This is a genomic window from Sphingomonas olei, from assembly GCF_045369765.1.
Lineage (GTDB): Bacteria > Pseudomonadota > Alphaproteobacteria > Sphingomonadales > Sphingomonadaceae > Sphingomonas > Sphingomonas panaciterrae.
This window is the reverse complement of sequence record NZ_JBIQEU010000009.1, coordinates 22,132-36,109: the sequence shown is the minus strand read 5'-3', so window position 1 is coordinate 36,109 and position 13,978 is coordinate 22,132. Positions and strand designations below refer to the sequence as shown.

The window sequence follows — 13,978 nt, the reverse complement described above, 5'->3', positions numbered from 1 at the left end:
CGGGCTTGCCACCGGCCCTGTCAGGGCGCGGCTGCTAGACCTGCCTTTCGGACCTAGTTTCTTGGAACGCCATAAAGCGCCTCTACCAGTGTCTTGAGGTCGTCAGGGGTGCTGCGCGCATCATTGAATGCGAAACGCAGCGATTCGCCGATAGCGTCGGTAGCCCGCGGATACCGGACATAGTAACCGTCACTGCCTCCTTCGCGATGATGATGTTCATGTGTCGTCATGCGCGATAGAACGGATCAGGAGACGCGTTGGTTTCATGGTCCAGGCTACGGATTTCCCCTTGTCAAGCGAAAAAAATGTCGAGCTGCTGGTCGCGGACGCGGTCGGCCGGGCGCACGGATTCTCGCCATTTCTCGCGAACTTGCTCGACCGCGGCGACCATTTTTCCGCGGCATCGCTCGACCGGCCGGTCACGCTCGACCCCGATGTGCCGATAGGCCGGGCGCTGCGTCTTGCCCGTCGTCAGTTGGCGCTTCAGGTCGCGATCGGCGACTTGTCCGGCATCTTCGATCTGACCGCCGTCACGCACCGACTGACCGATTTTGCCGATTTCGCACTCGACCAGGCGATCCGCGCTGCGATCGCGGAGCGCAGCCCAGGGGCGGGGCCGGAGGGCTTTGTTGCGCTTGCGCTTGGCAAGCAGGGCAGCCGCGAGCTGAACTATTCGTCGGACATCGACCCCATCTTCCTGTTCGATCCCCGGACGCTGCCGACGCGCCGCAACGAGGAGCCGGTCGACGCGGCCGTGCGCATCGGCCGGCGCGTGATCGAGCTGCTCCAGGCCCGCGACGCTGACGGCTATGTCCTGCGCGTCGACATGCGGCTCCGTCCGACGCCCGAGGTCACGCCCATCGCGCTGCCGATCGACGCCGCGATCACTTACTATGAATCGCAGGCACTGCCCTGGGAGCGGGCAGCCTTCATCCGCGCACGCCCCGCCGCCGGCGATATCGCCTTGGGCGAGCAGTTTCTCGACGCGATCCGCCCCTTCATCTGGCGCCGCAGCCTCGATTTCGGCGCGGTGGGGGAGATATTGGAGATCACCCGGCGGATTCGGGATCACCACTCGCAGGGGCAGACCTTCGGCCCGGGCTATGACCTGAAGCGGGGGCGAGGCGGGATCCGCGAGATCGAGTTCTTTGCGCAGATCCACCAGCTCATCCACGGCGGGCGCGATCCCGCGCTGCGTACCGGCGATACCCGCGGGGCGCTCGCCGCACTGGCCGCCGCTGGCCGGATCGCCCGGGATGACGCACAGGCGCTCTGTGACGCCTATGTCGCGCTGCGCACGGCGGAGCACCGCGTCCAGATGATCGATGATCGCCAGACGCATGCGCTTCCGACCGGCGACGCGTTGGAGCGCGTGGCACGGCTGGACGGGCGCCCCGACGGCGCGGCTTTGCTCGCCCATCTCGAACCGCACGTCACGCGCGTTGGCGCCATCTTCGGGCAGCTCGCGCCTACCACCGGGGACAATTTGTCCGCCAACAGCGATGCCCTTTCCGCCCAGCTTGTCGCGGCGGGCTTCGCAGATCCCGACGTTGCGGCAACCCGGATCGCGGCATGGCGTGCCGCGCGCTATCCCGCGCTGCGCAGTGCCGCCGCGCAGGCCGCGCTTGAGGCCGTATTGCCCGGCCTCGTCGCGGCGCTGGGGGAGGCACCCGCGCCCGAGGCCGCGCTCAACCGCCTCGACCGGCTGTTCGAACGCTTGCCCAGCGCGGTGAACATCTTCCGCCTGCTGGAGGCGCGGCCCGCGCTCATCGCCCTCCTTGTCCGGTTGCTCAGCCACACGCCCACCCTCGCCGATGAACTCGCGCGCCGGCCTGACCTGCTCGACGGGCTGATCGACGCCTCCGCCTTCGATCCTGTGCCTGACGTGCCCGCCATCGCCGCGATGATGCGCAGCAATGAACGGCGCGCGGATTTCCAGGCCAAGCTCGATCACGTCCGCCGCATCGTCAACGAACACCGCTTCGCCCTGGGCGCGCAGATCATCTCCGCGGTGGCCGATCCGCTCGACGTCGCGGCAGGCTATTCGCGCGTGGCAGAGGCCGCGATCGAGGTGCTGGCGAGCGAGACGGTGGCGGAATTCGCGCAGGCGCATGGCCGGGTACCGGACAGCGAATTCGTCATCCTCGCGCTCGGGCGGCTCGGGGGAGGGGCGCTGACCCATGCCTCCGACCTCGACCTAATCTACCTGTTCACTGGTGATTTCGCGGCGGAGTCCGACGGCCCCAAGCCGTTGGGCGCGACGCTTTATTATAATCGCCTTGCGCAGCGCGTTTCCGCCGCGCTCTCCGTTCCTACCGCCGCGGGCCCGCTCTACGAAATCGACACGCGCCTGCGCCCTTCGGGGACACAGGGCCCGCTGGTGGTGAATGTCGATTCCTTCGCCCGCTACCAGCGCGAGAGCGCCTGGACGTGGGAGCATATGGCGCTCACCCGCGCCCGGCCGGTGTTCGGCTCGGCAAAGGCGCGCGCCGAATTGCAGGCGATCATCGACGGCGTGCTCAACGGCGACAGGCCGCAGCGGGACGTCGTGGCCGATGCCATCACGATGCGGGCCGAGATGGCGGCGCACAAGCCGCCCGCCGGGCCGCTCGACGCCAAGCTGCTGCCCGGCGGGCTGGTCGATCTGGAATTCACCGTCCATGTCGCGCAGCTGACCCGGCGGGAGGGCTTCGACACCAATCTCGGCCGCGCGATCGATCTGCTCGGGCTCGGTGTAGACCTCCACCACGCGCACGATCTGCTCACCCGCCTCATCGTCACGCTTCGCCTGGTCGCGCCGGATGCGGCCGAGCCACCCTCGGAAGCAACGCGCGCCTTGGTCGCGCGGGTGCTCCATCTCGATGATTGGGACGCGGTGCTCGCCGGCTTTGACACCGCCCGGCAGCAGGTTACGGCGGCGTGGAAAGGATTGACCGATGGACACACTGCCGGACGTGACGCTGACCGCGATTGATGGTCAGCCGCTCCGCCTGAAGGATCAGCCGCTGCCGCTGGTCGTCTATTTCTATCCCAAGGACGATACTGCCGGCTGCACGCGCGAGGCGCAGGATTTTTCCGCCATGGTCGGGGAGTTTGCGTCCGCAGGCGTCGTCGTGATCGGCGTGTCCAAGGATCCGCCCGCCAAGCATGAGAAGTTCGTCGCGAAATACGATCTCGCCGTGGCGCTCGCCAGCGATGAGGATGGCTCCGCCTGCGAGGCGTTCGGCACCTGGGTGGAAAAATCCATGTACGGCCGCCGCTACATGGGCATCGAGCGCGCAACGTTCCTGTTCGGCCGCGACGGCCAGCTCGCCCGCGCCTGGCGCAAGGTGAAAGTCCCCGGACATGCGGCGGAGGTGCTGGCCGCGGCGCGCGCCCTGTGACAACGCTCGCCGCCGCCGCGCGCGACGTGCTCAACGCGGCGGATCCCGCCACCAAGGTGAAGGCCGCGCGTCAGGCGGCCCGCGCGTGGCGGGCAGGGCGGCTCGCCCACAGCTTCGACGTCGCCATGCCCGATGCGCCGGCACGGCCCGACCAGCCCGAATTGCTGCCCCCCGGCCGGATGCCGAAACGGGGGAAGGGCGGGTCGGAACGGGGCCGCATCGCGCTGCTTCACGCGCTGGCGCATATCGAATACGTCGCGATCGACTTGGCGTTCGACATGGCCGGGCGTTTTGGCGCGGCTCTCCCGCGGGAATTCGTGGACGACTGGATTGGCGTCGGCGCGGACGAGGCGATGCACTTCGCACTGCTCGATCGCCGGCTGCGCGCGATGGGCAGCCATTATGGCGCGCTCCCGGCCCATGCCGGGCTGTGGGAGGCAGCGGATGCGACCGCCGATGACGTACTCGCCCGGCTCGCCGTCGTCCCGATGGCGCTGGAGGCGCGCGGGCTCGACGTGACGCCGGCCACCGTTGACCGCTTCCACGCCGCCGGCGATGCGGCCAGCGCGCGCATCCTCCACCGCATCTACACCGATGAAATCCGGCACGTTTCGGTCGGTACGCGGTGGTTCGAGGAGCGGTGCGCGGCGGCCGGTTTGCACCCCGCGACCCACTGGAAATCCCTCATTGGAGGCCGTTTTCGGGGCGTCGTGAAAGGTCCGTTCAACGACTCAGCGCGCGAGTCTGCCGGCCTGACGCGGGATTACTACGGCGCTATTGCTTAACTGCTCAAAAGAAGGGCAGTTGACGGTGTCCGGTGAGCGGGGGGCCGCAATCCAGACCAGTTTTTTGAACATGCGTCGTGCGTGGGCTCGTCCTGGTCGCGCGCGCTTCAACAATCTTGCTCGGGGTTCGATGTCCAAGATTTCTTCCGCGCCGGCCAACCGCATCGCTGCTGGCGCCCGCCTGCTCTTCTCCCCACGCAACGTGATCTTCCATGATGGCCGCGCTGTGCGCCGGATCCGCCTGGGCCGCCTTTCGCAGGGCGCGCTGGCCGGGACCGCCGCGGTCGTGGTCGCCTTCGCGGGCTACGGCGCCGCCGCTGCCGCCGGTCAGGCCGGCGCCGCTGCGCCGCAGGCCGAGCGGATCGAGACGATGGAGCGCAAGCTCGTCCACATGCACCAGCGCGTGGCGAATGTCCGCAAGGCTGCGGAGGCGCGTGCTGCTCAGCTCGAAAACCGCCAGGCACTGCTCGCTGCCGCGCTGACTGGCGTGGGTGACGAAAAGAAGCTGGCGCTTGCCACGCTGAAGATCGATCCGGCGGGTGACCGCCTGGCCGCCTATGCGGTCGCTCCCTTCGCCAAGATCGAGCGTCGCCAGGAGATCCTGGCCGAACTCGCGCTCGATCACCTCAACGACCGTTATCAGTCGGCAGCGGAGGCGCTGCGTGAGCGCGGCTTGCGGCCGGAGCGTGTCGCCAAGGGCGGCAAGAACACCGGCATGGGCGGCCCGCTGATCCCGGCCGCCAGCGCCGAGGCGACGGCTGATCTGAACGCCGATGCGCAATTCCGCTCGCTGTTCATGACCTGGAAGAAGCTCGACACGCTGGAGCAGGGGGTTATCTCGATCCCGTCGGTCCAGCCGGTCCAGCACCTCACCTTCACCAGCAATTTCGGCGTGCGCAGCGATCCGTTCCGCGGCACCGCCGCGATGCATGCTGGTGTCGATATCCCCGGTCCGACCGGCACGCCGATCTATGCGACCGCCGATGGCGTCGTGAACCATGCCGCGCGTCAGGGCGGCTATGGCAACATGATCGAGCTGAATCACGGCAAGGGCATTACCACCCGCTACGGCCACCTGTCGAAGATCCTCATCAGCAACAATGCGCGCGTGCGCCGCGGTCAGATGATCGGCCTGATGGGCTCCACCGGCCGTTCGACCGGCCCGCACCTCCATTATGAAGTGCGTATTGACGGCCGCGCCGTGAACCCGATCCCCTTCCTGACCACGGCGGATTATCTGCTCGCGGCGCAGGATCGCTCGGTCGGCCAAATTCCGGTGTCGACCAGCGGCCCGGCGGCACAGGACGGCCTGGGTCACTGATCCGGTTGCGGGCGCGCCGCGGCGATCCTATTTCGCTCTCATGGCAACGCTCGCACCCGATATCGCCTTGACGCCCTCCGCTGCCGCCCGTGTGGCGGCGATTGCGGAAAAGCAGCAAAAGCCTGCCATCCTGCGCCTCTCGGTGGAGGGGGGCGGCTGTTCCGGGTTCCAATATCGTTTCGGGCTGGCCGACGCGCCGGAGCCGGGTGATCAGGTCGCCGAGACGGATGGCGTCAAGCTCGTCGTGGACGAAATTAGCCTCGATCTCGTGCGCGGTGCCTCGGTCGACTTCGTCGAATCGCTCGGCGGCGCGGCGTTCAAGGTCGACAATCCGATTGCAGCATCAGGATGCGGTTGCGGCACCAGCTTCTCGGTGTAAGCCGTCCTCGTGAAAGTCGTCAGCTACAACGTCAACGGCATCAAGGCGCGCCTGCCGCGCCTGCTGGAATATCTCGCCGAGCAGCAGCCGGACATCGTCTGCCTGCAGGAGCTCAAGACCGCTGACGATACCTTCCCGATCGATGACATCCGCGCCGCCGGTTATGGCGCGGTGTGGCACGGGCAAAAGGGGTTCAACGGCGTCGCCGTGCTCGCTCGCGGCACTGACCCGGTCGAGCGCCAGCGGGGCCTGGATGGTGAGCCCGACGATGATCACAGCCGCTATCTGGAATGCGATGTGGACGGCCTGACCGTCGCGTCCATCTATCTGCCCAATGGCAATCCGCAGCCGGGGCCGAAGTTCGACTATAAGCTGCGCTGGATGGACCGGCTCGCCGCCCGTGCGCTCGCTTTGCTTGCCGCTGAAATTCCGACCGTGCTCGCGGGCGATTACAACGTCATCCCCAATGACGATGATACCTTCTCCACCCGCGCCATGGCCGATGATGCGCTGATGCAGCCGGAAAGCCGCGCCGCCTATCGCGCGCTGCTCGCGCAAGGATGGACCGATTCGCTGCGCGTGCGTCATCCCGCCGGCGGCGTGTGGACCTTCTGGGATTATCAGGCGGGCGCGTGGCGCCGCGACGCGGGCTTCCGCATCGATCACCTGCTGCTGTCACCCGCCGTCGCCGATCGGCTGGTCGAGGCCGGCGTCGACAAGGACTATCGTGGCCGGGACAAGGCCAGCGATCACGCGCCCACCTGGGTTCGCCTGCGCGACTGAGCCCCGGGGCGGCGGGCGGCGGCCACGGCGGTCCGCTGGCTTCTCAATCGTTCACTGTCGGACAGGGGGCGCCCGTGCGTCCGTCAGCGCACATCGCTTGGATGGTAAAACGCGCCGCCACTTGGCGCACGGCGCTCATCATCGGCAACATGCACATTGATGCTTTTGCTAAGTCATTGAAATGGCGTCCGTGAGGCAATTGGCACGGTCAATGCAAAGTCTCAGGTGACAGCGCGAAAGGGGCGCTGTTCGGAACCTGAGAGGATACGCCATGACCATCACCGCCATCGCCACCGCCGCCCTCATGCTGGGCGCCGCCCCCGAACCCGCGCCGCGCCCGGCACCTGCGCCGGCACCTGCGCCGACCATCCCCGCCGATCAATATGGCGCGCGCTCGTTCGACCCCGAAACCGACCAGCGCCGCGTCTGCGTGATCGACACGCTCAGTGGTCCGGGCATCGCCCGTCGCTACTGCCAGACGCGCGCGACCTGGGTCGCACAGGGCACTGACCCGCTCGCGCGCCGTTAAGTGCCGCTTACCGGGCTCGCGCACGGCCGGTCTGGCCGCTGCGCGAGACCCTGCGGTTTACCGGCGCTCACAGCGCCTTTTCGTACACCTGATAGACCTTGTTGACGTGGCTCTCGATCGTCTCGGCGATCGACCGCATCCCCTGGTTGTCGTCGAGGATCCAGCCGATCTCGCCGCGCGAGGCACCATAATCCTGCACCGCCGCGCGACGGATATATTCGATCATCATGAACGCCAATTGGCTCGCCATGCGTGACGATTGCAGGCTCTTCACCACCCCCATCAGCGGCACGCGCATCGTACGCACCTGCGGCTTGCGCAGCCACAGCAGCAGCTTCGCCCAGCCGAACGGCAGCAGCGACCCGCCCAGGCCCTTCAGCGGTTCGTTCAGGTCGGGGAGGGTGATCATGAAGGCGACCGGCACGCCATCCACCTCGGCGATGCGGATCAGGTCATTGAAGACGATCGGCTTCAGCTTCACGCCAACGTCGCGGATTTCGGGCGGAGTGAGGGGAACGAACCCCCAATTGTCGCTCCACGCATCGTTCAGGATGCCCAGGATGATCGCCGCTTCCTCGTCGAACCGCGACTTGTCGACCGGGCGCACGTTGATGCGCGGGTTCTTCTCGCCCGATTTGATGATCCGCTGGACGATCGGCGGGAATTCCTGCGTGATATCCAGCTCATAGGTCATCATTTGCTTGACCGGGGCATAGCCGGCCGCCTCGATCCACCCGCGATATTCCGGCTTGGCATGGCCCATCATCACGGACGGCGGATGGTCGTAGCCGGTAATCAGCAGCCCCGGTTCTTCCCAGATCGATTGCGAGATCGGCCCCAGCACGCGGGTCATGCCCTGTTCGCGCAGCCACTGCTCGGCGCGTTCGATCAGCGCGCGGAACACGCCGTCGTCCTCCGCCTCCATCAGCCCCCATTGCCCGGTGCCGGGGCCAAAGCCCTGCGCGGCCGGCATGTCCAGCGCCAGAAGGTCGATATGCGCGGAGATACGCCCCACCACGCGCCCGTCGCGCTCGGCCAGGAACAGCTGCGCCTTGGCGTGGCTGTACCATCCGTTCTTCTCGGGATCGAGCAGCCCCAGCGCCTCGCGCTTCAGCGGCGGAACCCAGTTCGGATCATCCTTGTACAGGCGGAACGGCAGGTCGATGAACGTTTTGCGGTCGCGCTTGCCCGTCACGGGGCGGATGGTGAGAGAGCCGGTCATGACGCTGCGTGTAATCGCCCGAAGCGATCATGGCGAGCGGCCTTTCCGCGCGGCGCGCACCTGTTCCAGCCACCGTATCGCCACTATCTTGGGCCAATGGACACCCCCATGACGACCACGACTCTGTCCCGAGCAGCAGCCACCCCGACCGCGCGTGTGCGCATCGCCGATGACCGTGCGATGCTGAAGGCGGCGGCTGAACTGACGCGGGATCTGAACGCGCCGCGGCCCGCCGTCTATTGGGCTGACTTCCTCGGTTCGGTGGCGATCGGCTATGCCGGTCTCGCCGTGGCGATCGCCGCGACCCCGCTGTGGCTGACGATCGTCGCCGGCGTGGTGGCGATGTTCGCGCTTTATCGCGGGATGAGCTTCATCCATGAACTCACCCATGTGAAGCATGCGTCGCTGCCGCATTTCCGGCTGGGCTATAACATCTTCATCGGCGTGCCGATGCTGGTGCCCTCGTTCATGTATGAGGGCGTCCACAATCTTCACCACGCGCGCACCCGCTACGGTACCAGCGACGATCCCGAATACCTGCCGCTCGCGCTGATGAAGCCGTGGTCGCTGCCGGTGTTCGTGCTGGTCGCCGCGCTGGCGCCGTTCGCGCTGATTTTCCGCTACGGCGTGCTGTCGCCGCTGTCGCTGCTGTCGCCGTCGCTGCGCCGCATCGTGGTGGAGCGTTTCTCGGCGCTGGCGATCAACCCGCAATTCCGCCGCCGCCTGCCGGAGGGGGATTTCCGTCGCCAGTGGATCGCGATCGAGACCGCATGCGCCGTCTGGGCGATGTCGCTGATCGCCCTGGTTGCCACCGGCACGCTGCCGCTGCGCGCCTTTGCCATCATGATGGCGGTCGCCTCGGGCGTCGCGGTCATCAATCAGCTGCGGACCTTGGTCGCGCACCTGTGGGAGAATGAGGGCGAGGTGATGACCGTCACCGCCCAGTATCTCGACTCGGTTAACGTGCCGCCGCCGGCCACGCTGCCCGCGCTCTGGGCGCCGGTTGGCCTGCGCTACCACGCGCTGCACCATCTGCTGCCGGGTGTCCCCTATCACGCGCTGGGCGAGGCTCATCGCCGGCTGAGCGCCGTGCTCGATCGCGAATCGCCCTATTACAAGGCCAATTACGTCGGCATGCCGGGCCTCCTCGCCAAGATCGCGCGCAGCACGATGCTGCCGCGCTGATATCGGCCGGGGGCGGTCACCGCCGCCCCGGCCATCGATCCATAAGTTCGCATCTGGCTCCCGCTACAGTCGGGAGCATTCCGGCCGCCGCCGGCTTATTCCTCGGTGCGCAGCAGCACCGCTTCGCCGATCAGCAGGAACAGCAGGAACGGCGCCCAGGCGGCGAGGAAGGGCGGGTAGGCGCCCAGATTGCCCATCGCCAGCGCGAAATTGTCCGCCACGAAATAGGCGAAGCCCAGCGCCATGCCGATTACGGCGCGGACGAACAATTTGCCGGACCGTGCGATGCCGAACGCGGCCACCGCGCCCAGCAGCGGCATCAGCACCGACGACAGCGGCCCGGAGAGTTTGTGCCACAGCGATCCCTCGAGCGCCGCGGTCGGCCGCCCGGCCGCGGCCAGGTCGTCGATCGCCTCGTTCAGCGCGCGGAAGGACAGTCCGTCGGCATTCACCGACGACAGGGTGAACTGGTCCGGCGTCACGCCGCGCGCGATCACGATCGTGCCGACATCGCGCTGCTGGCCGGTCGCCACGTCAAAGCGTTTGGCCGGTCCGATCGCCCATCCATCGCCGCTGCGCCGCCCGGTGGGCGCGGTGATGATCGTGCGCAGCTTGCCGCCGTCACGTTCGTACAGCGTCACGCCGCCCAGCCGCGCGGCATCGCCCCGGCCACGGATCTGGTCCACCTCGATCAGGTCGTCGCCGGTCCTGACCCAGACGTTGGAGCGGTCACCCCGGTCGATCGGCAGCGTGCCGTAATTCACCTTCTGCCACTGGCTCAGCGTCGCCGTCGCGCGCGACACCACCCGGTCGTTGAACACGAAGCTGATCGCGGCGATCGCCATGCTTGCGGTGATCAGCGGCGCCAGCACCTGATGCGCCGACATGCCCGACGATTTCAGCGCCACGATCTCGCTGTTCTGGTTCATCGTGATCAGCGTCAGGATCGTGCCGAGCAGGACGGAGAAGGGCAGGAAGCGCGCGATGATCTGCGGCACGCGCAGCGACATATACTGCCACACCTGCGCGTCGGTATTGCCCGGAACGGCCAGGATCTTGCCGGATTCCCCAAGCAAGTCGAGCGCCTGGAGCACCAGCACCAGCCCGGCAAGAATGCCGAACGTGCGGACCAGGAACATCCGGCCCATGTACAGCGCCACCGTCTTGGACGGGAAGAAAGACGTCATGCCCGTGCCTCTCGCGCACGGCGGCCGGGCAGGCGACGCGTGATCGCTTTCAGGGTCTTGCTGGCCACCCGTTCCAGCGCGCCGATCGGCTGTCCGCCCGGAACATAGGCCAGCGTGTAATACATCCAGATGATCAGCGCCGCGAAGATCGCGAACGGCGTCCACAGCGCGATGAACGGGTCGACGCGGCCAAGCTCGCCGATCGACGCCGCATATTGGTTCACCTTGTGATAGGCGACGACCATCACGATCGACAGGAACACGCCCAGCGCCGATGTCGATCGCTTCGGTGGCACGCCCAGCGCCACCGCCAGCAGCGGCAGCAGGAACATCATCAGCACCTCCGCGAGCCGGAAATACAATTCCGCCTGGCTGGAATCGCGCGCCTCCTCGCTCCCGCTCGTCGTGCCGATCTTCACCAGCTCAGGCAGCGTATATTCCAGGTTACGGCCGCCGCGCGCGCGGAACTGCTCGAACTTGGGCAAGTCGATCGGCAGGTCATGCGCGCTGAAGGTCAGCACGCGCGGGCTCGGAAAATCGGGCCGGTTGTGGATCAGCGTGCCGTTGGTCAGCCGGAAGATGATCGTGTTGGGATCGTCGGTGGCGAAGAACTGGCCGCGCTCCGCGGTCACGCCGATCCAGTCACCCTTGGGTGTCTGCGCATGGACGAAGATGCCGGAAAGCTCGCGGCCCTTGTCGCGGCTGCGCTCGATCCGCATCGTCATGCGATCGCCCAGATGGGTGAATTCGCCGACCTTGATCGACGCCCCCAGCGCCCCGGTGCGCAGCTCGAACCGCAGCCCTTCGTAGGCATAACGCGCGCGGGGCTGGATGAAGCCGACGATCGCCAGATTGACCAGCGCCAGCCCCACCGCATACATGTAAGGCACGCGCAGCAATCGCCCGTAACTCATTCCAACACCGCGCATAACGTCCAGCTCGGACGAGGTGGCGAGGCGCCGGAAGGCGAGCAGAACGCCCAGCATCAACCCGATCGGAATGCCAAGGCCAAGATATTCCGGCAGCAGGTTGGCCAGCAATTGCCACACCACGCTGACGGGCCCGCCTTCGGTGGCGACAAAGTCGAACAGGCGCAGCATGCGATCGAGGAGCAGCAGCATCGCCGCAATGACGAGCGTCGAGAACAGCGGCAGCGCGATCAGCCGGGCCATGTAGCGGTCGATCGATTTCATGAGGCGCGGCTAAGGGGCTCGATCTTGCGGATGGGTGCGCCGGTATAGGCGAGAAGGTAACGAGCGCCAGCCCTTTTCGGTCCAGCGCCGCGACGCTTTCCTCTCGCTTTGCCTTATTCCGCCGCCATCCGGTCAGGCGCGGCGGCCGGGCTGCGCGCAAAGGCATCGGCCAGCGCGCGCGCCAGCGCGGCGAGGGTGAAGGGCTTGCGCAGCACATGATGGCCGTTGAACATCGCCGCGTCGCTCGCCTCGCCGGCAAAGCCGGTGACGAAGAGCACGGCGGTACGCGCGTGGCGTTCGGGCAGCGCCTCGATCATTTCCGGGCCGGTCTGCACCGGCATCAGCACATCGCTCATGATGAGGTCGACGGGCGCGTGCTCGTCGAGCAGGGCGGGGGCGCGCAGCGGATCGTCGCATGCGATCACGCGATGGCCCAGTTCCTCCAGCGCGCCGACGGTGGCGCGCAGCACGCGCTGGTCATCCTCCACCACCAGGATGGTCAGCTCTTCCGGCGCCGCGGTGGCGATGGCGGCTTCCTCGTCGGCGCGTTCCGGCGCTTCCGCCTCGCTGTCGTGCGGCAGCCGCATGATCACGCTCGTCCCGACGCCAGGCGTGGAATCGATCGCCACTTCGCCGTCCAGCTGGCGCGCAAAGGAGAAGATCTGGCTCAGTCCCAGTCCCGTGCCCTTGCCGACCGGCTTGGTGGTGAAGAACGGCTCGAACACGCGCTCGACGATGTCCGGGGTCATGCCGCATCCGTCGTCGCGCACCGTGATGGTGACGAAGGTGCCGTTGGTTGAACGCTCCACCCCCGACGTGATGCTGACCCGCCCGCGCCCGTCCATCGCATCGCGCGCATTGACCGCGAGGTTCAGGATGCAATTCTCGAACTGCACCCGATCGGCGCGGACATAGGCGTCCTCGCCATGGCAGGCGATCTCGACCTGGATCGCATCGCCGAGCGTGCGGTCGAGCAGGTCGCGCATCCCGTTGAGCAAGGCGCCGACATGGATGCGTTCCGGCGCGATCGCCCCCTCGCGGGCAAAGGCGAGCAGCCGGCGGGTCAGCTCCGCCGCACGGACGGCCCCCTCGCGCGCGCTTTCGACATGGCGCGCGGCGTCCGCCCCGCCATTGGCAATCGCGCGCTGCGCCAGTTCAAGCCCGCCGATCACAACCGCCAGCATGTTGTTGAAATCATGCGCGATCCCGCCGGTCAGCTGGCCGATCGCATCCATTTTCTGCGCCTGCCGCAACCGCGCTTCCTGCGCGCGCAATTCCTCCGTCGCCTCCGCCACCGCCAGCGCCAGTTCGTCGGCGCGCGCGCGCGCGGCTTCGGCCTCCGCCCGGGCGAGTGCGCGATCGGTCGACGCGCGCATCGTCAGCCAGCCGAGGATGATCGCCCCGATCAGCAGCAGCACGCCAAACGCCGACAGCACGAACGCAGCGCGGGTCGACCGTTCGACCAGCGCCATCGTCGCTTCGGTGCGGGTGATCAGCAGCGTGCGCTCGCTGGCGATCACTTCGTCCAGCAGCCGGTTGATCTCGGTCAGCGCCGACGCCTGCCGCGCTTCGTAATAACGCGACAGCGCTTGCTGGTTCTTGCCGTAATTCGTCGCCAGCGCCGTCATCGACAATTGCTCGCCGCGCTCGTTGAACGCTGCCTGCAACCGGCCGATCAGCGGGCGCTGCGCCATATTGTCGCGCGTCAGCGACGACAGCCGCTGCAACTGGTCGCCCGCGCGGCGCCAATCTTCGAAATACAGCCGCCCCAGCTGCTTGTCGCCTGAGATGACGTAGCGCCCCAGCGCCGCTTCGGACCGTGCGATCGTGCCCGACAGCGTCCGCGCCAGGATCATCACGTCATAGCTGTGCGACTGGAGCGAGGAGGCGCGATTGCGCTGGTTGTTGGCCTCGCCCAGCGTCAGGATCAGCGCGACCAGCACGCCGACGCCGGCCACCCCCATCACGACAAAGGTGATGAGGCGCCAGGCCGAAGCCACGCTTTTGAAAG

Annotated in this window: 12 protein-coding genes; 8 read left to right on the top strand and 4 right to left on the bottom strand. The window is 67.2% G+C overall.

Going from position 1 to position 13,978, the window contains the following annotated elements; genetic code table 11:
* Positions 1-289: 289 nt before the first annotated feature.
* The 7 genes from ACH0BU_RS11365 (at position 290) to ACH0BU_RS11335 (ending at position 7,180) form a co-directional block, all read left to right on the top strand.
* Complete coding sequence (locus ACH0BU_RS11365) at positions 290-2,974, top strand: bifunctional [glutamine synthetase] adenylyltransferase/[glutamine synthetase]-adenylyl-L-tyrosine phosphorylase (protein ID WP_296219764.1); 2,685 nt, start codon at positions 290-292, stop codon at positions 2,972-2,974.
* On the top strand, positions 2,937-3,383 hold the full coding sequence (locus tag ACH0BU_RS11360) for a peroxiredoxin (RefSeq protein WP_296219762.1): 447 nt from the start codon (positions 2,937-2,939) through the stop codon (positions 3,381-3,383). The genes ACH0BU_RS11365 and ACH0BU_RS11360 overlap by 38 nt, the downstream gene beginning before the upstream one ends.
* The gene (locus tag ACH0BU_RS11355; protein ID WP_314470272.1) at positions 3,380-4,168 is read left to right on the top strand and encodes a DUF455 family protein; all 789 of its coding nucleotides are present in this window, start codon (positions 3,380-3,382) and stop codon (positions 4,166-4,168) included. The genes ACH0BU_RS11360 and ACH0BU_RS11355 overlap by 4 nt, the downstream gene beginning before the upstream one ends.
* A gap of 130 nt (positions 4,169-4,298) precedes the next feature.
* Positions 4,299-5,489 (top strand): M23 family metallopeptidase, encoded by a 1,191-nt coding sequence (locus ACH0BU_RS11350; RefSeq protein ID WP_052742607.1) that lies wholly within the window; start codon positions 4,299-4,301, stop codon positions 5,487-5,489.
* A gap of 40 nt (positions 5,490-5,529) precedes the next feature.
* Complete coding sequence (locus ACH0BU_RS11345; protein ID WP_046410956.1) at positions 5,530-5,868, top strand: HesB/IscA family protein; 339 nt, start codon at positions 5,530-5,532, stop codon at positions 5,866-5,868.
* A 9-nt stretch (positions 5,869-5,877) separates the two neighbouring features.
* Positions 5,878-6,651, top strand: a complete 774-nt coding sequence (gene xth / locus ACH0BU_RS11340) for an exodeoxyribonuclease III (RefSeq protein ID WP_296219756.1) — start codon at positions 5,878-5,880, stop codon at positions 6,649-6,651.
* Positions 6,652-6,922: 271 nt separating this feature from the next.
* Positions 6,923-7,180: a hypothetical protein gene (locus ACH0BU_RS11335; protein WP_046410952.1), complete on the top strand. Its 258-nt coding sequence runs from the start codon at positions 6,923-6,925 to the stop codon at positions 7,178-7,180.
* A 67-nt stretch (positions 7,181-7,247) separates the two neighbouring features.
* Here ACH0BU_RS11335 and ACH0BU_RS11330 read toward each other — a convergent pair whose 3' ends face one another.
* Positions 7,248-8,402, bottom strand: a complete 1,155-nt coding sequence (locus ACH0BU_RS11330) for a GNAT family N-acetyltransferase (protein WP_296219752.1) — start codon at positions 8,400-8,402, stop codon at positions 7,248-7,250.
* A gap of 108 nt (positions 8,403-8,510) precedes the next feature.
* Between ACH0BU_RS11330 and ACH0BU_RS11325 the strand changes: the two genes are divergently transcribed.
* On the top strand, positions 8,511-9,587 hold the full coding sequence (locus ACH0BU_RS11325; RefSeq protein WP_296219751.1) for a fatty acid desaturase family protein: 1,077 nt from the start codon (positions 8,511-8,513) through the stop codon (positions 9,585-9,587).
* Positions 9,588-9,682: 95 nt separating this feature from the next.
* Here the strand turns inward: ACH0BU_RS11325 and lptG are convergent, their stop codons facing one another.
* From lptG to ACH0BU_RS11310, 3 genes are all read right to left on the bottom strand, one after another.
* Positions 9,683-10,774, bottom strand: a complete 1,092-nt coding sequence (gene lptG, locus ACH0BU_RS11320) for an LPS export ABC transporter permease LptG (protein ID WP_296219749.1) — start codon at positions 10,772-10,774, stop codon at positions 9,683-9,685.
* A complete protein-coding gene (gene lptF, locus ACH0BU_RS11315; RefSeq protein WP_197075567.1) occupies positions 10,771-11,967 on the bottom strand; it encodes an LPS export ABC transporter permease LptF in 1,197 nt (398 codons plus the stop codon). Before lptF ends, lptG begins: the two co-directional genes overlap by 4 nt.
* Before the next feature lie 113 nt (positions 11,968-12,080).
* Positions 12,081-13,967 (bottom strand): ATP-binding protein, encoded by a 1,887-nt coding sequence (locus ACH0BU_RS11310; RefSeq protein ID WP_314470281.1) that lies wholly within the window; start codon positions 13,965-13,967, stop codon positions 12,081-12,083.
* Positions 13,968-13,978 lie beyond the last annotated feature (11 nt).

Bases quoted from the DNA above. Each gene is read 5' to 3' on its own strand.
- ACH0BU_RS11325 (WP_296219751.1), top strand. From the start codon at position 8,511: ATGACGACCACGACTCTGTCCCGAGCAGCAGCCACCCCGACCGCGCGT.
- ACH0BU_RS11350 (WP_052742607.1), top strand. From the start codon at position 4,299: ATGTCCAAGATTTCTTCCGCGCCGGCCAACCGCATCGCTGCTGGCGCC.
- lptF (WP_197075567.1), bottom strand. From the start codon at position 11,967: ATGAAATCGATCGACCGCTACATGGCCCGGCTGATCGCGCTGCCGCTG.
- ACH0BU_RS11345 (WP_046410956.1), top strand. From the start codon at position 5,530: ATGGCAACGCTCGCACCCGATATCGCCTTGACGCCCTCCGCTGCCGCC.
- lptG (WP_296219749.1), bottom strand. From the start codon at position 10,774: ATGACGTCTTTCTTCCCGTCCAAGACGGTGGCGCTGTACATGGGCCGG.
- ACH0BU_RS11335 (WP_046410952.1), top strand. From the start codon at position 6,923: ATGACCATCACCGCCATCGCCACCGCCGCCCTCATGCTGGGCGCCGCC.
- ACH0BU_RS11330 (WP_296219752.1), bottom strand. From the start codon at position 8,402: ATGACCGGCTCTCTCACCATCCGCCCCGTGACGGGCAAGCGCGACCGC.
- ACH0BU_RS11360 (WP_296219762.1), top strand. From the start codon at position 2,937: ATGGACACACTGCCGGACGTGACGCTGACCGCGATTGATGGTCAGCCG.